A 23788-nucleotide genomic window follows, 5' to 3' on the forward strand; every position below is an offset into this window, starting at 1 on the left:
GTTTATTGCAGACAAAAAAACGCCCGAGCGAATCTCGCCCGGGCGTTTTGAGGGCGGTGCAGCTTACTTAAGGTGCGGCAACCCGCCCTTGATGTTTCACAGACTTAGATCTTGCCGACCAGGTCCAGGGACGGAGCCAGAGTAGCCTCGCCTTCTTTCCACTTGGCTGGGCAGACTTCGCCTGGGTGAGCAGCGACGTACTGAGCGGCCTTGATTTTGCGCAGCAGCTCGGAGGCGTCACGGCCAACACCGCCGTCGTTCAGTTCAACGATCTTGATCTGACCTTCCGGGTTGATCACGAAGGTGCCGCGGTCTGCCAGGCCAGCTTCTTCGATCAGTACGTCGAAGTTGCGCGAGATGGTCAGGGTTGGGTCGCCGATCATGGTGTACTGGATTTTGCCGATGGCTGGCGAAGTGTTGTGCCAGGCAGCGTGGGCAAAGTGGGTGTCGGTGGACACGCTGTAGATTTCGACGCCCAGTTTCTGGAATTCGGCGTAGTTGTCAGCCAGGTCTTCCAGTTCGGTTGGGCAAACGAAGGTGAAGTCGGCTGGGTAGAAGAAGACTACGGACCATTTGCCTTTCAGGTCAGCGTCCGACACGTCTACGAAGTTGCCGTTTTTGTAGGCGGTCGCTTTGAACGGTTTTACTTGGCTGTTGATGATAGGCATCGGTGACTCTCCGTCAGTGGTTGAAAAGTTGATGAGATGAATCCTACTCACTCTTTCCGTCGGTGGCTCATTGGCAAACCTGATGCTGACGATTGGTTTTCCCTATCAGGTATCTGTATTAATAGAAGAAATCTCAAAGCAGCGGTGGAGTCGCCAAGGTCATGCCCAAAAAGGGTGTCGCTTCAACATAGCGCATGGCGGATTTCATGTCGCTCCAGCCGACGTAACTCATCAGCGACTTGATGTCCCAGCCACTGCGATGGGCCCAGGTGGCGAAACCGCGGCGCAGCGAGTGACTGGTGTATTGATCAGCCGGAATGCCCGCGCGCTCCAGAGCCTGGCGCAGCAGCGGGATCACGCTGTTGGGGTGCAGCCCCTCCTCGCCCAGGTTGCCCCAGCGATCAATCCCCCGAAACACCGGCCCCCGCACCAGGGCCGAGGCGCTTAGCCAGTCGCTGTAGGCCTGCACCGGGCACAAGCGCAGCAGCGCCGGCGTCTGGTAGGTTTTGCCGAGGTTGTCGCGGTCACTTTTGCTGCGCGGCAGGTACAGGCTGATGCCGGCGCCGGGCACCGCTTGCACGTGTTCGATGCTCAGGCGACATAACTCGTCGCTGCGAAAGCCGCGCCAGAAGCCCAGCAGGATCAACGCAGTGTCGCGCTTGGCGCGCAGCAAGCGCGGCTGATCCCGCGCTTCAATGGCCTGCCTGGCTTCAACCTCAAGTGATGCCACCACCTGTTCAAGGTGCTTGAGCTGCAAAGGTTCGGCCTGCTTCTCCCGTGCCGGGTGCACCGCCCGAATGCCCTTGAGTACCTTGCGCACCACCGGCGCCTTGGTCGGGTCCGGGAAACCCTGGCTGGTGTGCCACTGCGCAAGCGCCGAGAGCCGCAGCTTTAAGGTGTTGACCGCCAGCACCCCGGCATGGGCCACCAGGTAGCGCGCCACGCTGTCGCTGGTGGCTGGCAGGAACCCGCCCCAACTCACTTCGAAATGCTCGAGGGCTGCGCGATAGCTGCGCCGCGTGTTGTCGCGGGTGGCGGCGTTGAGGTAACGGTCCAGGTCGCTCATGAAAGGCCTATTCGTACTGCTGGCGGGTGTATTAACGGTTAAAACGGCTCTGACACGGGATAATACGCCAATATCCCATCTGTTAAATCATGAATTTAAACGGGTTTTTATTCATGATAAAGTATGTATCTACATACCATGTACCACAGTACTAAATCGACGGAGACTTCATGGCGCGCGGCGGCATAAACAAAGCAGTGGTTCAAACGGCACGCCTGGCGATCCTGGCCCGTGGCGAAAACCCGAGCATCGACGCGGTGCGCATCGAGATGGGCAATACCGGCTCGAAAACCACGATTCATCGCTATTTGAAGGAACTCGATGACAGCGAAACCCGGCTGACCATTACCCAGGCGCCCATCGACGATGAACTGGGCGAGTTGGTAGCACGGCTGGCTCAACGCCTTAAAGACAAGGCCCAGGAGCCGATTGACGCGGCACTGGCGCAGTTCGAGCAGCAAAAAGCCGCCCTGCTCGCCCAGGTGCAAACGCTTGAAGAAGCCCATGGCCAGCTCAAGCAGCAATTGGATATCCAGGCCGCCGCACTGGCCGAAGAAAGCGCCGCCTTGCAGACCGCCAGCACCAGCCTGCAAACCGAACAAACTCGCAATGCGGGGCTCAGCCAAGCGTGCAGCGATTACGAGTTGCGCATGAATGACAAGGACGAGCAGATTCGCTCGCTGGAAGACAAACACTTGCACGCCCGCGACGCGCTTGAGCACTACCGCAATGCGGTGAAGGAGCAACGCGAGCAAGAGCAACGGCGCCATGAAGGCCAGCTGCAGCAGGTGCAGGCCGAGCTGCGCCAGGCGCAACAAAGCGCCATGGTGCGCCAGGATGAGATCACCCAGCTGCATCGCGATAATGAGCGGCTACTGATCGAGCACCGCGTGACCAGCAAGGAACTGACCGCCCTGCAGGAGCAATCACGCAAGGAACAGGCGCAGCAGCAAACACTCAGCGAACAGCTGGGCCGCATGGAAAGCGAACGCACCCTGCTTCAGGAGCGCTTGCGGGTTGCGGTAGAGGAAAGTCAAGCGCGCCAGGCAGCGCTGAGTGAGCAACAGCAGGTGAGCAAAACCCTGGAACTGGACCTGATCAAGGCCCAGGCCAGTATCGAGGCATTGCGCCTGGCGGCCGTCGTTGCAACGCCGCCAGAGGCAACCGCCGACGCCTGATCAGCCCGCTACAGGCGTGCGCATGGTGACGAACTCTTCCGCCGCCGTAGGGTGCACGCCGATGGTTTCATCGAAATGCTGCTTGGTCGCGCCGGCCTTGAGCGCGATCGCCAGGCCCTGGACGATCTCACCCGCATCCGGCCCGACCATGTGGCAGCCCAGGACCTTGTCGGTGTCGGCGTCGACCACCAGCTTCATCAGGGTTTTTTCCTGGCAATCGGTCAACGTCAGCTTCATCGGCCGGAAGCGGCTTTCGAAGATCTGCACGTTATGGCCGTTTTGCTTCGCATCTTCTTCGCTCAGGCCCACGGTGCCGATATTCGGCAGGCTGAACACCGCGGTCGGGATCATCGCGTAATCCACCGGGCGGTATTGCTCAGGCTTGAACAGCCGACGCGCAACCGCCATGCCTTCGGCCAGCGCGACGGGCGTCAATTGCACCCGCCCGATCACATCGCCAATCGCCAGGATCGAGGCTTCGGCGGTCTGGTACAGGTCGTCGACTTCGACAAAGCCGCGCTCATCCAATTTGACGCCGGTATTTTCCAGCCCCAGGTTGTCGAGCATCGGGCGACGGCCGGTGGCGTAGAACACGCAATCGGCTTCGAGCACGCGGCCGTCTTTGAGGGTGGCCTTGAGGCTGCCGTCAGCCTGTTTGTCGATGCGCTCGATATCGGCATTGAATTGCAGGTCGAGGCCGCGCTTGGTCAGCTCTTCCTTCAGGTGCGTGCGCACTGCGCCGTCAAACCCGCGCAGAAACAGGTCGCCGCGATACAGCAAGGTTGTGCGCGCGCCCAAGCCATGGAAGATGCCCGCAAACTCGACGGCAATGTAGCCGCCGCCCACTACCAGCACGCGCTTGGGCAGCTCTTTGAGGAAGAACGCCTCGTTGGAGCCTATGGCGTGCTCACGGCCCGGGATTTCCGGGATCTGCGGCCAGCCGCCCGTCGCGATCAGGATGTGCCTGGCCGTAAAGCGCTCGCCATTGATCTCCACCTGGTGCGGATCAACCAAACGCGCATGCCCTTCGTGCAGGGTCACGCCACTGTTAACCAGCAGGTTGCGGTAGATGCCATTGAGGCGGTTGATTTCACGGTCTTTGTTGGCGATCAGGGTCGCCCAGTCAAAGTTCGCTTCACCCAACGACCAGCCGAAACCGCTGGCCTGCTCAAAGTCTTCGGCGAAATGCGCGCCGTACACCAGCAGTTTTTTCGGCACGCAGCCAACGTTCACGCAGGTACCGCCCAGGTAACGGCTTTCAGCTACCGCCACTTTAGCGCCAAAGCCTGCGGCAAAGCGCGCCGCGCGAACACCGCCGGAACCGGCGCCAATTACATACAGATCAAAATCGTAGGCCATTTCACTCTCCTCGGCAGGGCACCAGCATACCGACTTACATGGGGCTGAAAAACGAAAAAGCCACCCGAAGGTGGCTTTTTGGTCGAGCTACTGTGAATCAGTAAGCCTTACCGGTCTTGTAGAAGTGCTCGTAGCAGAAGTTGGTGGCCTCAATGTAGCCTTCAGCGCCACCGCAGTCGAAGCGACGGCCTTTGAATTTGTAGGCGATCACGCAGCCATCTTTGGCTTGCTTGAGCAGGGCGTCAGTGATTTGAATCTCGCCGCCTTTGCCTGGCTCGGTTTCTTCGATCAGCTTGAAGATGTCCGGCGTCAGGATGTAACGACCGATAATCGCCAGGTTCGACGGCGCATCTTCCGGCGCTGGTTTTTCAACCATGTCACGCACGCGAATCAGGCCATCACCAATATCGTCGCCGGCGATCACGCCGTACTTGTTGGTTTCCTGAGGGTCGACCTCTTGAACCGCAACGATGGTGCAGCGGTATTTCTGGTACAGCTTGACCATCTGGGTCAGTACGCCGTCGCCTTCCAGGTTGACGCACAGGTCATCAGCCAGCACCACGGCGAACGGTTCGTCACCGATCAGCGGGCGGCCAGTGAGGATGGCGTGGCCAAGGCCTTTCATCTGGGTTTGACGGGTGTAGGAGAACGAGCACTCGTCGAGCAGTTTACGGATGCCGACCAGGTATTTTTCCTTGTCGGTGCCCTTGATCTGGTTTTCCAGCTCGTAGCTGATATCGAAGTGGTCTTCCAGCGCGCGCTTACCGCGGCCGGTAACAATGGAAATTTCGTTCAAGCCGGCATCCAGTGCCTCTTCGACGCCGTACTGAATCAGTGGCTTGTTCACCACCGGCAGCATCTCTTTGGGCATGGCTTTGGTCGCTGGCAAGAAGCGAGTGCCGTAACCGGCTGCTGGGAACAAGCATTTCTTGATCATATAAGTCCTTACAAAGGGCTGTGCGTACGGAATTCGGCGCAGTCTAATCAGGCCGCAGTCACCTTACAATGGGTCCTGCTGGCGTTGCGATGTCAACATAGAGAAAAAATGTGCGCGTAAGTTCCGCTGATCCTACGAAGAGCATTCACTCAGGGCGCGACATAACCAGCCATCGCCCCTTTGCTTACGAGCGCCTCAATGGTTTTAGCACGCTTTTCGCGGCAGGGCACTGACCTGCAACAACTTGCGCGCCTCGGGGCCAATTGGCGCTATCATTACTGGCTTGAACCAGACTACGAGATTGACAGATGTCAGAACCAAAAGGCGTAAACGGCTACCTGATCACCAAGCGTGCGGACGGCTGGCACCTGATCAACTTCCACGGCGACAGCGTCGCCGGGGTATTCGCGAGCGAAAGCATGGCCGTTGCGGTGGCTGAAGTGTTTGTGGACGAAGCCGGCCACGCATCGAGCAAGCGCCCCAAGGACAAAAAGTAAGCGTCATTGCTTGCGCACAAAGCCCCGGTCAACGGGGCTTTTTTGTGTTTGTCTGTACCTTGATGGCCGTTCGCTATAATCTTGCTACGAACGCCCCACGACAGTGTCTGCGCCCCTCCTACACCCTCGACGACGACCCAACACATGAACAAGATTCTGGCACTGACTGCGGCCCTGGCGCTGATGACCGGCTGCACCACCACGTCCGACACCTACCTGAAAAACGGCGAGCAAGGCCTGACCATCGACTGCTCGGGCGAGGCCAATTCATGGGCCAGTTGCTACGAAAAAGCTGACGCTTCGTGTGCGGGCACCGGTTACCGCATCGTCGGCACCGAAGGTACGCCGGCACTCAAGGAGAGCGACAAGACCCTGGGCAAAGACGTAGGCAACTTCAAGAGCCGCAGCGTCGTCGTGGTGTGCAAGTAATACTGCGTACTACAGATGAACCTCGGCGAACTTGAGCCCCAGGCCACGCAAGGTCTCGATCAGGTCATCCAGGCGCGGGAATGACTCAACCTCATCCTGATCGTCGACCAGAAAGTAACTGCGGCCGCCGCTCTTCTTGAAAAATACGATCCACTCGCCCAGGTCGGCGGGGTTCTGGATAACATGGGTGGCCGATATTTGGCCTTCTGCATGTCGGGCTTTGACGTGTTCTCGCTTCATGACGGGCTTTCCAGGAAGGACTAATGCCGCGCAAACTCAAAGTTTGGGCGGCATCTTTGCATTGAATGGCCGACAGTTTAACGGATGCACTGCCCGATCAGCACTCCCTCTACAGGCGACAACACCCGAATAAACGCAAAAAAAAGCCTGACGCTGCAACGGCAGGGTCAGGCTTTTTTATCGGGTTCAGTACGCGGATAAACCAAAGGCTCAGCCGGAGATGCAATCCTCCCCGGCTTTCTTGATGTCGCCTGGGCGAATCGGCACATTTGACATACTTTCATAGAGCTTGATACTGCTGCCGCTGGAGCGCTCTTCGATCTCGAAGATCGCCGAAGGGTCGGCCGAGAATTTCTGCGGAACAATCACCTGTACACCGTCCTTATGCGGCTCAATCTGCGGCGGCCGACGCGTCGCCTCCAGTTTTCGGACCACACAGGCAGCATATTCAGGCGGTTTTTTGCCTGAAATAACCACCAGGGTTGGCGGGGTCTGCTTGATATCTGCAACCGAAGCACATCCACCTAACGCCAAGGCCAGAACCAACACACTCCACTTCATACTTAAACCTCCGATAAAGACCCTACGACCGCGAAGAGAGGAAATTTCTCCCGCCCATGTGGGATTTATCTCTGAAAACTTGGGAAATAACTGTTTTAAATTGTCGAAGTCGTCGACGACGACCCGATAATAATCGCGTCAGGGCTGATAAACTCTATCTTAACCTACGTATCATTCTGATTTTTCAGAAAAAGCCCTTCTGGAGACACCCCCATGAAATTCATCCACCAGCGCGAGCACCTCAACGAGGGCGACATCGTTGTCATCGAATGCTCGCAGACCTGCAACATTCGCCTGATGAGCGATGCCAATTTCCGCAGTTTCAAGAACGGTGGCCGCCACACTTACCACGGCGGCGCGTTCGACAAATTCCCGGCAAAAATCACCGCACCCAGCACCGGGTTCTGGAACATTACCCTGGATGTGGTCACGCGCCGCGCCATCAGCGTGACCCGCAAACCTGCGTTGTCCCACAAGATTCGCATTGTTCGCCGCACCAGCACCAAACTGAGCTGAGCCGAACCCTCGACAGGAAAACCGCTGTGACTAAATACGTTATGAAGTACAAGCTCAATGGCGAACGTCGCTTTGAATTCGCCCTGCTGCAATCGGGAAGCGTTGAAGAAGCCAAAGAAGCCCTGGCAAAAATCCACGATGCCACCGATGAAATCACCGACATCACCGTGAGCAAGGCCCTGTAACCCATGCCAGGCCCGACGGCTGATCTGTTCGCTGAGGATGCCTTGCAGCAACCGGCGGGGCGCGAGCAGATTGGCGAAGAGTCCTACGTACTCAGGGGCTTCGCCCTGCCCTGGATTGAACGCCTGCTGCCTGAACTGCGACGGGTGTTGGCCCAATCGCCGTTTCGACAAATGGTCACACCCGGCGGCTTCACCATGTCGGCCGCACTCAGCAGTTGCGGCACATTGGGTTGGACCACCGACAGCACCGGCTACCGCTACAGCCCGATTGACCCCCGCAATCAGCAGCCCTGGCCGGCTATGCCCGAAACGTTGCGTGAACTGGCCACGCTTGCCGCAGCCGAAGCTGGCTTCAGCGCATTTGCCCCGGATGCCTGCCTGATCAACCGCTATGTGCCGGGCGCCAAGATGTCCCTGCATCAGGATAAAAACGAACGCGCCTATAGCGCCCCTGTGGTTTCAGTCTCTCTGGGCCTGCCGGCGATCTTCCTGTTTGGCGGCCATGAGCGCAGCAGCAAAACTCAAAAAGTTTCACTGTTCCACGGCGACGTGGTGGTCTGGGGCGGCGTTGATCGCTTGCGTTTTCATGGGGTGATGCCGATTAAAGAGGGCGTGCATCCGGTCATGGGCCCGCAGCGCATCAACCTGACCTTTCGCACCGCTGGCTAATTTGACCGCAAGCTTCAGAGTGCCGGCCATCTGCAACGCGGTTAATCTGGCCGTGATCCGTCAAGAGTGCAGGCCATGACCACCGAACAAGACCCCCGCTGGGCCGCCATCGTCGCCCGTGATGCCAAGGCTGACGCCGTGTTTGTCTACGGCGTTAAAACCACCGGCGTGTATTGCCGCCCCAGCAGCGCCTCGCGATTGCCACGCCCGGAGAACATCGAATTCTTCGACACCCCTGCCCAGGCTGAAGCGGCGGGTTATCGCCCAAGCAAACGCGCGGCCGGCGACCAGACTCAATTGGCGGCCCTCCACGCCCAACGGGTGGCCGAGGCGTGCCGGCAGATCGAGCAGGCCGAAACCGCGCCCAGCCTGGAAGCACTCGCCAGTGGCGCCGGGCTGAGTTCATTCCATTTTCATCGCATATTCAAAGCGGTGACCGGCCTGACGCCCAAGGGATATGCCAGTGCCCTGCGTTCGCGCAAAGTTCGCCACGGCCTCAAGGGCGAGCATTCAGTGACCGATGCGTTGTATGACGCGGGCTTTAATTCCAACAGCCGCTTTTATGAATCAGCCAACCGACTGCTCGGCATGAAGCCCAGCGACTACAAAGCCGGCGGCACCAACAGCACGATTTTGTTTGCCGTGGGCCAATGTTCACTTGGGGCGATTCTGGTGGCGCAAAGCCAACGCGGCGTGTGTGCGATTTTATTGGGCGATGACCCGGACACCTTACTGCGCGACTTGCAAGACCAGTTCCCCAAAGCCGAACTGGTCGGCGCAGATCATGAGTTCGAACAATTGATCGCCCAGGTCGTGGGTTTTATCGAAGCCCCTGCCCTGGGGTTGAATTTACCCCTGGACCTGCGCGGCACCGCCTTTCAGGAACGGGTGTGGCAGGCACTGCGCGACATCCCGGTGGGCAGCACCGCCAGCTACGCGCAGATTGCTGTGCAGATCGGCGCACCCAAATCGTTTCGCGCGGTGGCCCAGGCCTGTGGCGCCAACAGCCTGGCGGTGGCGATTCCCTGCCACCGCGTGGTGCGCAGTGACGGGGCGTTGTCGGGCTACCGCTGGGGCGTAGAACGCAAGCGGCAACTGCTGGAGCGCGAACAGTCGGTGAAACGCTAGCGAACACCGATACACACCAGCGCCACATCGTTAGCCTGATACATTTCGAATGTCAGTCACAAAGACAGCCTCACGCCGTACCCGGCGTTCCAGGCGTTTTTTCAAGGCCACGCAGGCGACAACGCGAACGCCGGGCGCATCCATGCGGTGTTGGGGCACGCCATCGACGCATGGCAGCGCACGAAATTACTCCCTCGTCCAGTGAATAAAACAGACTGGCCGGGTGCCAATGGCCCTGTTAAAACAGCGCAAAGTCTTATTCACGCTGGAGACGCATCCCATGAGCACCTGGCCAGACACCCGAATTCTCGACCTGCTGGGCATCGACGTGCCTATCATCCAGGCCCCGATGGCCGGCGCCACCACCACAGCGATGGTCATCGCCGCCAATCAAGCCGGCGCCTTGGGCTCGATGCCCGCCGCAGCGCTGAGCATCGAGCAACTGCGCGATGCCTTGAACACCATTCGCCAGGCCAGCGCGAGCCCGATCAACGTCAATTTCTTCTGCCATCAACCGCCAGCAGCTGATAACGCGCGTGACCACCGTTGGAAAACGTTGCTGGAGCCCTACTACCGCGAGCTGGGCGCTGATTTTGATGCACCAACACCGGTGTCCAACCGTGCGCCGTTCGACGAGGCCGCCTGCAAAGTCGTCGAAGAATTTCGCCCCGAGGTGGTGAGTTTTCACTTTGGGCTACCGGAAAAAGCCTTGCTCGACCGGGTAAAAGCCACCGGCGCCAAGGTGCTGTCCTCGGCCACCACCGTTGAAGAAGCCATTTGGCTCGAACAGCATGGCTGCGATGCAATCATCGCGATGGGCATTGAAGCCGGTGGGCACCGAGGGATTTTCCTCAGTGACGACCTCGACACCCAAATCGGCTTGATGGCGCTGGTGCCGCAAATTGTCGACGCGGTGAAGGTGCCGGTGATCGCCGCAGGCGGCGTTGGCGATGCACGTGGCATCGTCGCGGCATTGGCCCTGGGTGCCTCGGCGGTGCAAATCGGCACTGCGTACCTGTTCACCCCTGAAGCCAACGTCAGCGGGTCACACCACTATGCCTTGCGCCATGCCCAGGCCAGCGAAACCGCGCTGACCAACCTGTTCACCGGCCGCCCGGCGCGCGGCATCGTCAACCGGGTGATGCGCGAACTCGGTGCGATCAACCCGTCTGCCCCCGCATTCCCCACTGCCGGCGGCGCCTTGATGCCGCTCAAGGCCAAGGATGAAGCCGGCTTCAGCAACCTGTGGGCAGGCCAGGCGCTGCGTCTGGGTAGAGATATTTCTACGTATGACTTGACCCGCCAGTTGGCCGAACAGGTGCTGGCCAAGCTCAAGCGCCACTGACACTTGGGGCAACTTTGCACTGTACCGGCAATGGCCAACCGCTATATATTCCCATACATAGCGGTAAAGCCTTCTACCTATAACAAGCCGTACAACCCCCAAGGAGCTGCTTCATGACGATCCGCGCCTCACGCCTGGCCCCTACTGCCCTGGCCACCCTGATTGCCGCTTTTACTTTTGGCCCAGCCCACGCCGATGAAGTCCAGGTGGCTGTCGCCGCCAACTTCACCGCGCCGATCCAGGCGATTGCTGCCGATTTCGAAAAAGACACCGGCCACAAATTGGTCGCCGCCTACGGCGCTACCGGCCAGTTCTATACCCAGATCAAGAACGGTGCGCCGTTCGAAGTGTTCCTCAGCGCCGATGACACCACCCCGCAAAAACTTGAAACCGAAGGCGATACGGTCAAAGGTTCGCGCTTCACCTACGCAGTCGGCGCCCTGGCGCTGTGGTCGGCCAAAGAAGGTTACGTGGATGCCAAAGGCGAGGTGCTGAAGAAAAACGACTTCAAACACCTGTCCATCGCCAACCCGAAAGCGGCACCTTATGGCCTGGCGGCCACTCAAGTGCTGGCTAAAGAAGGCTTGACCGAGCAGGTCAAGGACAAGCTGGTCGAAGGCCAGAACATCACCCAGGCGTATCAGTTCGTGTCCACCGGCAACGCCGAGCTGGGCTTTGTCGCGCTGTCGCAGATCTACAAGGACGGCAAGGTCACCAGCGGTTCGGCGTGGATCGTCCCGGCGGCCATGCACGACCCGATCAAACAAGACGCGGTCATCCTCAACAAGGGCAAGGACAGCGCTGCCGCCAAAGCCTTGGTTGAATACCTCAAGGGGCCAAAAGCCGCTGCCGTGATCAAGTCCTACGGCTACGAGCTGGCTAACTGAATATGCCGCTGTCGAGTGCCGATTTTTCCGCCATCTGGTTGACCATCAAACTGGCGTCATTGACGACTGTGATCCTGCTGATCATCGGCACTCCGATCGCCCTGTGGCTGTCGCGCACCCGCTCCTGGTGGCGCGGCCCCATAGGCGCGATTGTCGCGTTGCCGTTGGTGTTGCCACCGACGGTCATCGGCTTTTACCTGTTGTTGACCATGGGTCCCAACGGCTACTTCGGCCAGTTGACCCAATGGCTGGGCCTGGGCACCCTGACCTTCAGCTTCGCCGGGCTGGTGATCGGCTCGGTGATCTATTCCATGCCGTTTGTGGTGCAGCCGTTGCAAAACGCCTTTTCCGCCATCGGCACGCGCCCATTGGAAGTGGCGGCGACGCTGCGTGCCAACCCATGGGACACGTTTTTCACGGTGATCCTGCCCCTGGCCCGCCCCGGCTTTATCACCGCCTCGATTCTTGGCTTTGCCCACACCGTCGGTGAGTTCGGCGTGGTGCTGATGATCGGCGGCAATATCCCCAACAAAACCCGCGTGGTCTCAGTGCAGATCTACGATCACGTCGAAGCCATGGAATATGCCCAGGCCCACTGGCTGGCCGGCTCCATGGTGGTGTTCGCTTTTCTCGTATTGCTGGCGCTCTATTCCAGCCGTAAAACCAAGATGGGCTGGAGCTGACCGCCATGATTGATGTACGCCTGAACGTGAAGTACCCAGGCTTCGCCCTGGACGTGGACCTGCACCTGCCCGGCCGTGGCGTGACCGCGCTGTACGGGCATTCCGGCTCCGGCAAGACCACATGCCTGCGCTGTATCGCCGGGCTTGAGCGCGCTAAAGACGGGTTTATCCAGGTCAACGAAGAGGTCTGGCAAGACAGCCGTAACGGCGTGTTTGTGCCGCCGCATAAGCGCGCACTGGGGTATGTGTTCCAGGAAGCGAGTCTGTTTCCCCACCTGTCGGTGCGTGCCAATCTGGAGTTCGGCCTCAAGCGTATTGCCCGCCCGCTTCGCCGTGTGGACATGGCCCAGGCCGCCGAACTGCTGGGCATCGGCCACTTGCTTGAACGCCACCCGCAGCACTTGTCCGGCGGCGAACGCCAGCGCGTCGGCATCGCCCGCGCATTGCTCACCAGCCCGCAGTTGTTGTTGATGGATGAGCCGCTCGCGGCCCTGGACAGCAAGCGCAAAAGCGAGATCCTGCCCTACCTCGAACGCCTGCACGATGAGTTGGATATTCCGGTGCTGTACGTCAGCCATGCCCAGGATGAAGTGGCGCGCCTGGCCGATCACATCGTGCTATTAAGCGACGGCAAGGCGCTGGCCAGCGGCCCCATCGGCGAAACCCTGGCTCGCCTGGACTTGCCGATGGCGCTGGGCGATGACGCCGGCGTGGTCATCAATGGCAGCGTGATTGCCTACGATGAACACTATCAACTGCTCACCCTGCAATTGCCCGACAGCCCGTTGCAAATGCGCGTGGCTCACGCACCGCTGGCGTTGGGCAAACCGTTGCGGGTCAAGGTGCAAGCACGCGACGTCAGCCTCAGCCTGCACGCCGAAGAAGCCAGCAGCATCCTCAACCGCTTGCCGGTGACGGTCACCCAGGAAATAGCGGCGGACAACAGCGCCCACGTGCTGGTGCGCCTGGATGCCGGCGGTACGCCACTGCTGGCGAGGATTACCCGATTTTCCCGCGACCAACTGCACCTGCATCCGGGCCAGGTGTTGTGGGCGCAAATCAAGGCGGTGGCCGTACTGGCGTAAGTATTTGGCACGCGCGTAAAACCCTGCGGTCAATCAGGTATACCGGCCTGATCTGTTGCCAAGGAACTTGCACCATGCCCGACTCTGCGCTGCCTGCCGACCTGCCCCGCGACCTGCATTATGTTGACGACACCCAACCCGGCATCCGCCGTAAAAAACTGCGCGGCACGTTTCAGTATGTCGACCCCAAAGGCCAGCGCATCACCGATGCCGATGAAATCAAGCGCCTGAATGCGTTGGCCGTGCCACCGGCCTACACCGACGTGTGGATCTGCGCCGACCCGCGTGGCCACCTGCAAGCCACCGGCCGTGATGCGCGGGGCCGCAAGCAGTACCGCTATCACAGCCGCTGGCGCGAAGTGCGCGACACCGACAAATACTCGCGCCTGCAAGAGTTCGGCAAGGCCTTGCCCAAATTACGCAAACAATTGGAAGCGCAAATCGCCGCGCCTGGCTTCACCCGTGAAAAAGTCCTGGCCACCGTGGTGATGCTGCTGGACGCCACCTTGATCCGCGTCGGCAACACCCAATATGCCCGCGACAACAAATCCTACGGGCTGACCACCCTGCGCAACCGCCATGTGGACATCAAGGGCAGCGAAATCCAGTTCCAGTTTCGCGGCAAGAGTGGCGTCGAGCACCAGGTCAGCGTCAAGGACCGGCGCCTGGCCACGGTGGTCAAGCGTTGCCTTGAACTCCCGGGCCAGAATCTGTTTCAGTACCTGGACGAAGACGGCGAGCGCCACACCGTCAGTTCCCACGACGTGAATGCCTATTTGCACAGCCTCACCGGCGCCGATTTTACCGCCAAGGACTACCGCACCTGGGCCGGCACGGCGATGGCCCTGGCGGTGTTGCGCGAATTGGAATGGCAGCCCGAATCCGATGCCAAGCGGCATGTGGTGGCGATGGTCAAGGATGTTGCCAAGCAGTTGGGCAATACGCCAGCAGTGTGCCGCAAGTGCTATATCCACCCGGCGGTGTTGGAGCATTTCAGCCTGGGCGAGCTGTCCAAGCTGCCCAAGCCACGGATGCGCAAAGGCCTTAAAGCCGAAGAAGTCGCGCTGGCGATGTTCCTGGAGCAATTGGCCGCCGACTTGCCCAAGCACGCCTAGCTGAGTTAGCCTGCGGGTCCCTTCTGACTCACGGGATGAGCGCCGACGTGAACAACTAAGCCTTCCAGAATGTATTTGCAACGAGCCGCCTGGCGCGCTTGTTGGCCTGTTCGACATTTTTTTGGAGGTGCTGATGACTGACGTCAAACGCCTGCCCGTATTGGTTTCCCTGCAACACGTGTCGTTCCAGTTCGCCAATGGCGAAACCTTGCTGGACGACCTCACCCTGTCCATTGATTACACACCCACCGGGATTGTCGGCCGTAATGGTCGCGGCAAAAGTATCCTGGCGCGCTTGCTGGCCGGCGTACTTGCGCCCTCTTGCGGTACGCTCGATGGCAAGGCCCGCGTAGCCTACGTCGCACAGAGCCTGACGCTGCAACCGGGAGCAAGCCTTGCGCAGATCACCGGTACTGCCCAGGCATTGGCCGCGCTTGAGCGCATGGCCCGCGGCGAGGCCTGGGCCGGTGACCTTGAGCTGATTGACGATCGCTGGGACCTTGCCGAACGCTTGCGTGCCGCACTTGATGACGCGGGTTTACACGCACTCGGTTTTGAAGCCCCAGCCACTCAACTGAGTGGCGGCCAACTGGCCAGGGTTGTCGTAATCGGTGCGCTATTGGCCGCGCCGGACCTGCTGGTACTGGATGAGCCCACCAACCACCTCGACAGCCATGGGCGCGAGTGGCTGCTGCGGGTTTTGAGCAACTGGCGCGGCGGCTTGGTGGTGGTCAGCCATGATCGACAGCTGCTCAATACCCTGGCGCGTATCGTCGAGCTGTCGCCCCTTGGCATGCGTGTGTATGGCGGCAATTACGCTGCCTATCGCCAGCAGCGCGATACCGAACAACACGCTGCCGCCATGGCACTTGAGCATGCTCGCCTGCAACGCAGCCGCGAGCGCAAGCGCCTGCAAAAGGATCACGACAGCCTGCAACGCAATGCCGCACGCTCACGCAAGCATGCCGAAACCGCCAACGTTGATCGCTTTACCAAAGCCCGCTGGAAAGGCGCCGCCACGGAAATCGTCAGCACGGTGCGCAGCGCTCACCACGCCTATAAGAATGAGCTGGATGGGCAGGTGCGCCAAGCCTATGCGCGTGTCGTCGATGAAACCCCCACGTTGCTCGCCCTGCCCGGCTCGGCCTTGCCCAACGGCCGCCACGTACTCACCCTGGAAAATGCCCAACTGCCGTGGCTCGACCCACACCAGCCAGCCACTTACCTGACGCTCAACTTGAACGGCCCGGTACGCGTGGCCGTGCGTGGGCCAAACGGTTGCGGCAAGTCCACGCTGCTCAAGCTGCTGGCCGGCCAATGGCAAGCGGTCAGCGGCACCTGCACGGTGTCGATACCCGCCGCGTATATCGATCAGCACCTGGCGCTGCTGATGGATGAGCGCTCCATCGTCGAACAACTCAACCTGCTCGACACGCCCCTGGCCGAAGCCGAGCTGCGCACGCGCCTGGCCTTGTTGCAGCTGGACGCCCTGCGCGTCACCCAGCCCACCGGCCAACTGAGCGGTGGCGAACGCTTGAAAGCCGCCATGGCGATCGCCTTGTGGCGCGATGCCCCGGCGCAACTGCTATTGCTGGACGAGCCCACCAACCATCTGGACCTGGAATCGGTACTGGCCTTTGAGCAGGCGCTGCGCGGGTTTAGCGGGGCCATTGTTGCGGTGTCCCATGACGAGGCGTTCATCCAGGCGATCCGGCCGACCCATCATTTGATCTGGCAGCACACCGGCTGGCGACTGGAAAGTGTCTGAGGTCATTGCATGCACCGCCAAAGCGTCCTACGGTAGTGGCCGAATAATCTCACCGCGGAGCCCGGTCCTATGTTGCCTTCGTCCCAAAGGCTTTATGCCAATGCAGCGCTTGCCCATCGCCAACGCTGGCGCGGGCGGGTCGGGTTGATGCTGGTGGCCAGCCTTTCGGTGCTGGCAGGCATGACCGATGCGATTGGCTTTATGGCCAGCGGGGATTTTGTTTCATTCATGAGCGGCAACACCACGCGCCTGGCGGTAGCAATCAGCGCCGGTGACCTGGGCCTGACCGGGCGCCTGCTGTTGCTGGTGGCGGTATTTGTGCTGGGCAACGCCTTGGGGGTGGTGGTCAGCCGCTTCAGCCGCCGGCATGCGCTGCCTTTGCTGCTGTGCATCGCCGCCTTGTTGTGCGGCGCGGCGCTGTGGCCCTTCGACGATACGTTGCCGGCGCTGCTGGCGGCGATCCTGGCCATGGGCATGCTCAATGCGGCCGTGGAAGAGGTCAACGGGTTGCCGGTGGGCCTGACCTATGTGACCGGCGCGCTCTCACGTTTTGGTCGCGGGTTGGGGCGCTGGATACTGGGGGAGCGGCGTAACGGTTGGCGGGTGCAACTGGTGCCGTGGGTCGGCATGTTCGTGGGCGCCGTGATCGGCGCGGTGCTGGAGCACCAGCTCGGGCTCAAGGCGCTGCTGGTGAGTGGCGCATTGGCCGCCGTGCTGGGGCTGGTGTCACTGAAGATTCCCCGGCGCTGGCACTTGGGCTACATGCCGCGATAGGAAGGAAACGAGGCCCGCTCGACGATCAGGCCTCGACGTCCGTGTACTGGTAAAGAGCCATCGCGTCGAGCGAGCGGGAGGAATAATAAGCCAATGTCCGGCGGCTGTCCCGCCGGGCATTTCCGAAAAATGCTAAGGAGACAGCCTACAGACAGGTGGCCAGTGCGGCCAACCGCCGCTTGGCCGGCATCGTGTCCTGGGCGGCATAGTATTTGACGCTGGAGCCGCCACCGGCTACGCGCACATCGGCAAAGTAGTCACCGCCCGTGGTGTAGACGGTAAAACCGCCTGTTTCGAGCGGTTCTTTGAAACCACCGGCATCCACGCCGAACACGGCCTCGTCCTGCCAGCCGAACTGGATGCATTGGGCAACCACCAATGTGGCCTTGTCCGACGCAAGGGTCTTGTAGGGCTGGCCGCTGCGCGCGTCCTTCATCTTCGAGCCCGCACAGCCAGACAGTGCGGCCACTGTCAATGCGCCAATTACCAGCTTTCGCATGCCATCGCTTCCTTGAAAAAAATGCGACTCTACCACTCTCCGGTGATTGTCTGATGCGTGCATGAATTTTGTTTCACTGTAAAAGGGGCGCCTGGCATCTATAGTCGGCAGGCTCATTTTTAAGAAGTATCCCTTCTGCCCGCTCTCCCGCGGGCTTTTTTTTGCCTGGTTATTTTTAGTGATTTGGGGGGACGATTTCAGATCAAGATCAAAAACGCAGATCAAGAGACCGCTGACTTCGCCGGCGAAAAGGATGCAAGGGCCAGAGCAACAGCAACAGCAGAGCCAGCTCCCACAGTTTTAACCGCGTTCTGTCAGTGCGTGCCGGGGTTAGCGCGCAAGTGCGCTACCTTTTGTTCCAGGCCTTTCCACGCCGGCGCATTCGGCGCAAATTGCCCGCGCAGGTAGTCGACCAGATCCGCCACCTGGCCATTCGACAGGCTGTCCTTGAAGCCCGGCATATACCCCAAGTCCCGGGTCGCCGGGCTGCTGATGCCTTGCAAAATCACCTTGATCAAATTATCCGGCTGGTCGCTGAACACATTGGTATTGCTCGCCAATGACGGGCTCACCCCGAACAGCTTCGGCCCCAGGCCATCGGCATGACAGGCTTTGCATGAGCCTTCGAATACACGTCGGCCATTGGGGTTGGGCAGCGGCGCCGTCGCCACCGTTTGCGCCTCGGCATTGGCCTCGCCATTAAGTGACGCCAGGTACACCGCCATCGCACGAATATCGGCCTTGGGCAGCTTTGACAACTCACTCACCACCGGCCCCATCGGGCCCGCCGCCACGCCATGGGCATCGGAATAGCCAGTGCTCAGGTAGTTGAACAACTGGTCCTCGGTCCACGGCGTCGGTGCCTTGGACAAGCCCGTCAATGCGGGCGCCTCCCAGCCATCGACCATGCCCCCGGCCAGAAAGGATTTGCCGCCCTTCTGCGCACCCATCAGGTTGCGCGGCGAGTGGCACGCGGCGCAGTGCCCGAGGCCATTGACCAAGTAATTGCCGCGATTCCATTGCTCGCTGCGCTCAGGCTGCGGGGTGATTTCACCCCGCCGCAGGTTCAGTGCATTCCAGCCGGCCATCAATGGTCGGATATTGAACGGAAAGCGCATGGCATTCGGCGTCGGCGCCTGGCTGACCGGCGCCTGGGACATCAGGTAGGCATACAACGCCTGCAGGTCGGCATCATTGATATTGCGAAACGCCGTGTAGGGAAACGCCGGGTACAGGTTGCGTCCATCGCGGCCAATGCCGTCACGCATCGCCCGCTCGAATGCCGGGTAGGACCAGGCGCCGATGCCGGTTTTCACGTCTGGGGTGATATTGCTGCTGTACAGCGTGCCGAACGGCGTTTGCATCGCCAGGCCGCCGGCATTGGTCGCACCACCCGGCGCGGTATGGCAAACCGCGCAATCGCCGACAGCCGCCAGCAAGCGCCCGCGTTCCAGGGTGGCCTTGGACCAGGTGCCCGCGCCGGGCGGCGCAATCGGTGCGATTTCAGGGTGAAACGGCCAAGCGGTGGCCAGCACTGCGCCCAAGGTGGCAAACAGCGCACCGAACCACCACTTCCTACGTTTTTCCGGCGACTTGGCAGGCTCGCCAAGGCTGCCTGCATTCAGCGCGGCCAATACCCGTTCGGGCGTTATCGGCAGCTCGCGAAAACGAATGCCGGTGGCGTCATAGATCGCATTGGCAATCGCCGCCGCACTCGGCACCGAAGCCGACTCGCCGGCGCCCATGGGCGGCTGGTCCTGGCGCGGCATCATCAGCACGTCGATCCTGGGCACTTCGGGGAAGGTCAGGATCGGGTAGCCGCCCCACTCCTTGCTCGCCACCGTCGACTCCTCAAAGGTCACCCGCTCCTTGAGCACACGGCTGGTGGACTGGATCACATTGCCGTGGATCTGATGCTGCACGCCCGCCGGGTTGATCATCATCCCCGAGTCATGGCCGATCACCACCCGCGTCACCGACACATCACCGGTGTGCTTGTCGATCGCCACGTCCGCCACCCACGCCGCCCACGCCGCGCCGAAACCGGGGAATTTGCTGTGGATATAGCGCGCATAGGCAAAACCGCGACCGCGTAACAGGTGGTCCTCGTTGGCGGTTTGCATCGGCGCCGTGCGCGGTGACCAGTTGGCACGTTCGGCGGTGGATTTGACCAGCTCGATGGCGCGCTCGTCCTTGAGGTAACGCAGGCGGTATTCCACCGGGTCGACGCCCGCGGCAAACGCGAGTTCGTCGATGTAGGATTCATGCGCAAAGGTGTTGGGCAACGCCGATACGCCGCGCATCCACGAGGCGCGCACGATGGGTGCCATGTCGTTGATGGTCACGCGCATATTATCGATGGCGTAGGGCGGGATCGAGGTGCGGTCGCCCATCTCGAACATCGCCGCCACCGGCTCCACCCGGCCGGTGAGCAACAGCGCCAGGGTCGGCGCGCCGTTGGACGGGTAGCTGGTTTCAAAGTCATAGGCGGCAATGCTGCCGTCGGCATTGAGCCCGCCGTCAACATCCATCAACTGCGCGGTGCCCTTGGGTTCCCACAGGTGTTCCTGTTCGCGGGTCAGTTGCACGCGCACCGGCTTGCCCACCGCGCGCGACAGCAGCAAGGCATCGGCGCACACATCGTCCGCACAGTTGCGCCCGTAACAGCCGGCGGCTTCCATGCGGATCACGTCGATCAGCGCTTCGTCGCATTCCAGCAACCACGCAAGGTCTGCGCGCAGCAGGTGCGGGTTCTGGCTGCCCGACCACACGCGGCTGCCGGTTGCTTGATAGTCCGCCACGCCGCACGAAGGCCCGATCGAACCATGCATCTGGTACGGCCACAAATAGCTGCGCGGCATGCGCTGGCTGGCGCCCGCCAAGGCTTCGTCGACGTTGCCCTGATCGAGCACCGTGCGGCGTACCCGTGGGTTGTCGCGGATGGCCTGCTCGACATCGCTCATGTCCGGCAAGGCGTTGTTCCACGGTTTCCAGTGCACCTGGAGTTCGTGGGCGGCCTTGATCGCCTGTTCTTCGCGCATCGCCACTACACCGACAAAATCGCGAATCACCACCACCGCGACAATGCCGGGGATATGCGCGATGGATGCTTCATCCACACTCAACAAACTGTTGCCGACAAACTCACCGCAGTCGAACCCCGCATACGGCGGGCGTACCACGCGACCATGGAGCATGTCCGGCACGCGCATGTCGTGCACATAGGTCAACTCGCCGGTCGCCTTGCCGGGAATATCCACGCGCGCGGCGCCCTTGCCGACCAGACGGTAATCCGCAACAGGTTTTAACGGCGCGTCACCGCTGATGCGCAACTGGTCATGTTGGCCGCTGACCAACTCTGCGTAGGTCGTGGTGCGCCCGTCGGCAGCGTGGACAACCCCGGCTTCAACCTTGAGGCTGCCCGTGCTCACGCCCCAGCGTCCCGCTGCGCGCGCGAGCAAAAAGCGCCGTGCTTCGGCGGCCGCGTTGCGCAGCGGGATCGCCGAAATCTGCAAGGTCGCGCTGGCGATGGTTGCACCCTGGTTGGGCGCACGCTCGGTATCGCCCAGAACCATCTTGACCTGCTCCATGCTCAGGTCCAGCTCTTCGGCCACAATCTGCGCCAGCGACGTGCGAATGCCGGTGCCCAGGTCCACATGGCCGTTAAAGGCATACACCAGGCCGTCATCGTTTACCGCAATGAACAACCCCAGTTCCTTGGGTTTCACGGTCGGTGTGCCGCCCTTGGCCACCGGGCCTGAAGGTGGCAGTACATCATCGACAATCAATAAGACGCCCGACTTGGCCAGCCATTGGTCACGGGAAATATCAGTCATGGTCGGCCTTCCACGCTCAAGAGGTGCGCTGCACGCAGTACGGCGCGCAGGATTTCGATATGGGTGCCGCATCGGCACAGGTTGCCCGACAACTCATTGCGCACCTGGGCTTCGCTGGGGTTGGGGTTGCGGTCGAGCAACGCCTTGGCAGTCATGATCATGCCGTTGAGGCAATAACCGCATTGTGCCGCCTGCTCCTCGATAAAGGCTTGCTGCACGGGGTGCGGCGCCTGGCGTGTGCCGAGCCCTTCAAGGGTGACAATCTCGCGCCCGGTTGCACCCGCCAGCGGAAACACGCACGAGCGCGCCGCCACACCATCGATGATCACGGTGCACGCACCGCACTCGCCCAGGCCGCAGCCGTACTTGGGGCCGTTAAGCTGCAAGTCATTGCGCAACACCAGCAGCAGCGGCGTATCCGCCATCGCACTGACTTCGCGGATGTGGCCGTTGACCTTGAGGGCAACGGTGATGGGTGGGCTGATCATTCGCTTCGCCTGTATCAGTTGATGAAGCAATCACTACACGAAACAGCCAAAAAAAAGCGCCGCGGAGTTGGGGCCTCGCGACACACTTGCCACGTGAAGTGACTACTACATGAACTCAGAGCAAAAACGATGCCAGCGCCGGTTTATTCCTGCGGGTCGTCGATCATCTTGCGCAGCAGAAACAGCACCGCCACGCGCTCGGCGGGGTTGAGGTTGCTCATGGTCAGCTCGCTGATCTGCGCGGCGCGCGGCGCGGTTTGCGCGACCAGTTCGGCGCCGGCTGGCGACAGGTCAACCACCACCTTGCGCTTGTCCTGGGGATCTGGTTCCAGGGTAATCAGCGCCTTGGCCTTGAGCCGCTCGACGATACCGCGAATGGTCGCCTGGTCGACGGCCGTGGCCTTGACCAGTTCGGTGAGGGAACTTGCACCGTGATCGCGCAGCGCACACAGGGTGACGAACTGCACGGCGGTGAGCTGCGAGTCGCCGACATTCTGCTGAAAAATCGCCAGGTGGCGCTGGTAGGCCTTGCGCAGCAGGTGGCCAACTTGTTCAGAGAAAACGTAGGAATCAGGCACGGCGTGGCTCGGTGGGTGATTAGCGATGGTCGGCATGATGGCGGGGATAGTGAACGGACTCAAGCCTCAAACTAAAGGAGCACGCTCAAACTGTGGGAGCTGGCTTGCCTGCGATAGCGCCGGATCAGCTAGCCGTGATGTGCCTGCCAGACCGCTATCGCAGGCAAGCCAGCTCCCACAGTTAAACACTCAGCGTGCCAGGGAGGCTTGCGGTGCAACGACATCGCCGCCGATCACCACCGCCTCATCATCCAGGTACACATCACAATTACGCAGCGGAATATCCATATGGCATGGCGTCTTGCGTGTGCCGCCCACTTCGGTGTTCGGCCCGGTGGAGAACAGGAAGTTGCCGTAGAACGCCCGCGCATCCATGCACATGCCGTCGTTTTTGTCGTGCAGGCCCATGGCCGTCCACTGCGCCTTTGGCTGCAAGCCCCAGCCGATATGAGAGATGCCATACACCTCCGGGTCATTGAAATACTTCATGTAATCGCGCAGGTACTCGGCCTCGAAACCGCCGTGGATCTTGGTGATAAAGCCCTTCTCGATCTCGAGGGTGATCTTCTCGCGGGTGTAGGTCTTGAACGGCAGCAGGATGTCACCGATATCCAGCACCAGCACACCTTCGGCGGTTTCTTCGTTGGGCCAGGAGAACAGGAAACCACTCGGCCAGTGGTCCCAGCGCCCAGGCTCGTCGGCAAAACCGTACTCGGTGACCGACGGGTATTGGCCCAGCGCTGCACGGAAATCACTGCCCGCGCGGGACTTGACGTGGATCGAGCGCGCCTTCTTCAGCAACTGCTCGGCCGCCAGCACACGCGCCTTGTCGGCTTCGGTGGGCAGCATGCGCGCCAGCACTTCCGGCGGTTCCACCGCCAGCAGGATACGCGTGCCGGTCTTGAGGATCTGCTCCTGCTCCGGCGAGTGCAGCAGCATCATGGTGTCGACGATCAGGTCGGCGGCCTCCAACGCGCGCTGGGCAGCGATATTGCCGGTGAGTGCGGTGTCGCCGCAGAAGGCGGTCATGTCGTTGCCCATCGCTTTGGGATGGTTGAACGACGGCAGTTCCACCGCATACACCTTGGCCCCCAGGCGCTGCGCCGCGTCCATCGCAGCACGCACAGTGCGCGGGTCCGAGTAATGGCTCTTGAGCACGGCGACGCTCTGGGTCGGGTCGACCTTCGAGAGTTTCAACACGTGTTCAAACATCTGGGTCAGTTCGCAATCGCTTACCGGCATTTTCCTGTCTCCTGTGGGGCTGCACCAAGTTCAAGCACCGCGCTTCACTCCAGTG

General features: G+C 60.8%; 25 protein-coding genes. 14 read left to right on the plus strand and 11 right to left on the minus strand.

Features of this window, described 5'->3' with window-relative positions; translation table 11 throughout:
- Positions 1-104: 104 nt before the first annotated feature.
- Together ahpC and GIW28_RS16340 are read right to left on the minus strand one after the other, a co-directional pair.
- Positions 105-668: an alkyl hydroperoxide reductase subunit C gene (ahpC, locus tag GIW28_RS16335; RefSeq protein WP_010210361.1), complete on the minus strand. Its 564-nt coding sequence runs from the start codon at positions 666-668 to the stop codon at positions 105-107.
- A 133-nt stretch (positions 669-801) separates the two neighbouring features.
- On the minus strand, positions 802-1734 hold the full coding sequence (locus GIW28_RS16340) for a site-specific integrase (RefSeq protein ID WP_017135496.1): 933 nt from the start codon (positions 1732-1734) through the stop codon (positions 802-804).
- Positions 1735-1904: 170 nt separating this feature from the next.
- Here GIW28_RS16340 and GIW28_RS16345 point away from each other — a divergent pair, with 170 nt between their 5' ends.
- Complete coding sequence (locus tag GIW28_RS16345) at positions 1905-2912, plus strand: DNA-binding protein (protein ID WP_099549864.1); 1008 nt, start codon at positions 1905-1907, stop codon at positions 2910-2912.
- Here the strand turns inward: GIW28_RS16345 and gorA are convergent, their stop codons facing one another.
- Both gorA and galU read right to left on the minus strand, forming a co-directional pair.
- Entirely contained in the window at positions 2913-4271 is a 1359-nt protein-coding gene (gene gorA / locus GIW28_RS16350) for a glutathione-disulfide reductase (protein ID WP_099549865.1), read from the minus strand.
- Positions 4272-4368: 97 nt separating this feature from the next.
- Complete coding sequence (gene galU / locus GIW28_RS16355; RefSeq protein WP_003212579.1) at positions 4369-5208, minus strand: UTP--glucose-1-phosphate uridylyltransferase GalU; 840 nt, start codon at positions 5206-5208, stop codon at positions 4369-4371.
- 308 nt (positions 5209-5516) lie between these two features.
- On the opposite strand from galU, the gene GIW28_RS16360 reads away from it, so the two are divergent.
- Together GIW28_RS16360 and GIW28_RS16365 are read left to right on the plus strand one after the other, a co-directional pair.
- Positions 5517-5705: a hypothetical protein gene (locus GIW28_RS16360; RefSeq protein ID WP_017135493.1), complete on the plus strand. Its 189-nt coding sequence runs from the start codon at positions 5517-5519 to the stop codon at positions 5703-5705.
- Positions 5706-5849: 144 nt separating this feature from the next.
- Positions 5850-6134 carry a hypothetical protein gene (locus GIW28_RS16365; protein ID WP_017135492.1) on the plus strand — a complete coding sequence of 95 codons (285 nt, stop codon included), beginning with the start codon at positions 5850-5852 and terminating at the stop codon, positions 6132-6134.
- Positions 6135-6143: 9 nt separating this feature from the next.
- Here the strand turns inward: GIW28_RS16365 and GIW28_RS16370 are convergent, their stop codons facing one another.
- Complete coding sequence (locus GIW28_RS16370) at positions 6144-6374, minus strand: hypothetical protein (RefSeq protein ID WP_017135491.1); 231 nt, start codon at positions 6372-6374, stop codon at positions 6144-6146.
- 210 nt (positions 6375-6584) lie between these two features.
- Positions 6585-6935, minus strand: a complete 351-nt coding sequence (locus GIW28_RS16375; protein ID WP_065929976.1) for a hypothetical protein — start codon at positions 6933-6935, stop codon at positions 6585-6587.
- 213 nt (positions 6936-7148) lie between these two features.
- Here GIW28_RS16375 and GIW28_RS16380 point away from each other — a divergent pair, with 213 nt between their 5' ends.
- The 11 genes from GIW28_RS16380 to GIW28_RS16430 all read left to right on the plus strand — a co-directional run bounded on the left by GIW28_RS16380 (position 7149) and on the right by GIW28_RS16430 (position 17090).
- Positions 7149-7451, plus strand: coding sequence for a DUF1883 domain-containing protein (locus GIW28_RS16380; RefSeq protein ID WP_003173824.1), 303 nt, complete (start codon positions 7149-7151; stop codon positions 7449-7451).
- Positions 7452-7477: 26 nt separating this feature from the next.
- Positions 7478-7636: a hypothetical protein gene (locus GIW28_RS16385; RefSeq protein WP_017135489.1), complete on the plus strand. Its 159-nt coding sequence runs from the start codon at positions 7478-7480 to the stop codon at positions 7634-7636.
- 3 nt (positions 7637-7639) lie between these two features.
- Positions 7640-8305 carry a DNA oxidative demethylase AlkB gene (gene alkB / locus GIW28_RS16390; RefSeq protein WP_169985899.1) on the plus strand — a complete coding sequence of 222 codons (666 nt, stop codon included), beginning with the start codon at positions 7640-7642 and terminating at the stop codon, positions 8303-8305.
- 75 nt (positions 8306-8380) lie between these two features.
- Positions 8381-9433 carry a bifunctional DNA-binding transcriptional regulator/O6-methylguanine-DNA methyltransferase Ada gene (gene ada, locus GIW28_RS16395; protein ID WP_169985897.1) on the plus strand — a complete coding sequence of 351 codons (1053 nt, stop codon included), beginning with the start codon at positions 8381-8383 and terminating at the stop codon, positions 9431-9433.
- 280 nt (positions 9434-9713) lie between these two features.
- Complete coding sequence (locus GIW28_RS16400) at positions 9714-10778, plus strand: NAD(P)H-dependent flavin oxidoreductase (protein WP_236459011.1); 1065 nt, start codon at positions 9714-9716, stop codon at positions 10776-10778.
- A gap of 113 nt (positions 10779-10891) precedes the next feature.
- On the plus strand, positions 10892-11665 hold the full coding sequence (gene modA / locus GIW28_RS16405; RefSeq protein ID WP_236447505.1) for a molybdate ABC transporter substrate-binding protein: 774 nt from the start codon (positions 10892-10894) through the stop codon (positions 11663-11665).
- The gene (gene modB / locus GIW28_RS16410; protein ID WP_177034655.1) at positions 11662-12348 is read left to right on the plus strand and encodes a molybdate ABC transporter permease subunit; all 687 of its coding nucleotides are present in this window, start codon (positions 11662-11664) and stop codon (positions 12346-12348) included. The genes modA and modB overlap by 4 nt, the downstream gene beginning before the upstream one ends.
- 5 nt (positions 12349-12353) lie before the next feature.
- Positions 12354-13433: a molybdenum ABC transporter ATP-binding protein gene (modC, locus tag GIW28_RS16415; protein WP_236447506.1), complete on the plus strand. Its 1080-nt coding sequence runs from the start codon at positions 12354-12356 to the stop codon at positions 13431-13433.
- 74 nt (positions 13434-13507) lie between these two features.
- On the plus strand, positions 13508-14548 hold the full coding sequence (locus tag GIW28_RS16420; protein WP_099549872.1) for a DNA topoisomerase IB: 1041 nt from the start codon (positions 13508-13510) through the stop codon (positions 14546-14548).
- A 133-nt stretch (positions 14549-14681) separates the two neighbouring features.
- Complete coding sequence (locus GIW28_RS16425) at positions 14682-16316, plus strand: ABC-F family ATP-binding cassette domain-containing protein (RefSeq protein WP_236447507.1); 1635 nt, start codon at positions 14682-14684, stop codon at positions 16314-16316.
- 69 nt (positions 16317-16385) lie between these two features.
- A complete protein-coding gene (locus tag GIW28_RS16430; protein WP_099549874.1) occupies positions 16386-17090 on the plus strand; it encodes a YoaK family protein in 705 nt (234 codons plus the stop codon).
- A 145-nt stretch (positions 17091-17235) separates the two neighbouring features.
- Here GIW28_RS16430 and GIW28_RS16435 read toward each other — a convergent pair whose 3' ends face one another.
- The 5 genes from GIW28_RS16435 to GIW28_RS16455 form a co-directional block, all read right to left on the minus strand.
- Positions 17236-17589, minus strand: coding sequence for a hypothetical protein (locus tag GIW28_RS16435; protein ID WP_017135479.1), 354 nt, complete (start codon positions 17587-17589; stop codon positions 17236-17238).
- Positions 17590-17903: 314 nt separating this feature from the next.
- Positions 17904-21425: a molybdopterin cofactor-binding domain-containing protein gene (locus GIW28_RS16440; RefSeq protein ID WP_236459010.1), complete on the minus strand. Its 3522-nt coding sequence runs from the start codon at positions 21423-21425 to the stop codon at positions 17904-17906.
- Positions 21422-21913: a (2Fe-2S)-binding protein gene (locus GIW28_RS16445; protein ID WP_017135477.1), complete on the minus strand. Its 492-nt coding sequence runs from the start codon at positions 21911-21913 to the stop codon at positions 21422-21424. Before GIW28_RS16445 ends, GIW28_RS16440 begins: the two co-directional genes overlap by 4 nt.
- 143 nt (positions 21914-22056) lie before the next feature.
- Complete coding sequence (locus GIW28_RS16450; protein WP_026013564.1) at positions 22057-22491, minus strand: MarR family winged helix-turn-helix transcriptional regulator; 435 nt, start codon at positions 22489-22491, stop codon at positions 22057-22059.
- 189 nt (positions 22492-22680) lie between these two features.
- Positions 22681-23733 (minus strand): 2,5-dihydroxypyridine 5,6-dioxygenase, encoded by a 1053-nt coding sequence (locus GIW28_RS16455; protein WP_186616972.1) that lies wholly within the window; start codon positions 23731-23733, stop codon positions 22681-22683.
- Positions 23734-23788: the final 55 nt, after the last annotated feature.

The sequence above is a fragment of the Pseudomonas sp. PA-5-4B genome (assembly GCF_021606215.1).
Classification (GTDB): domain Bacteria; phylum Pseudomonadota; class Gammaproteobacteria; order Pseudomonadales; family Pseudomonadaceae; genus Aquipseudomonas; species Aquipseudomonas edaphica.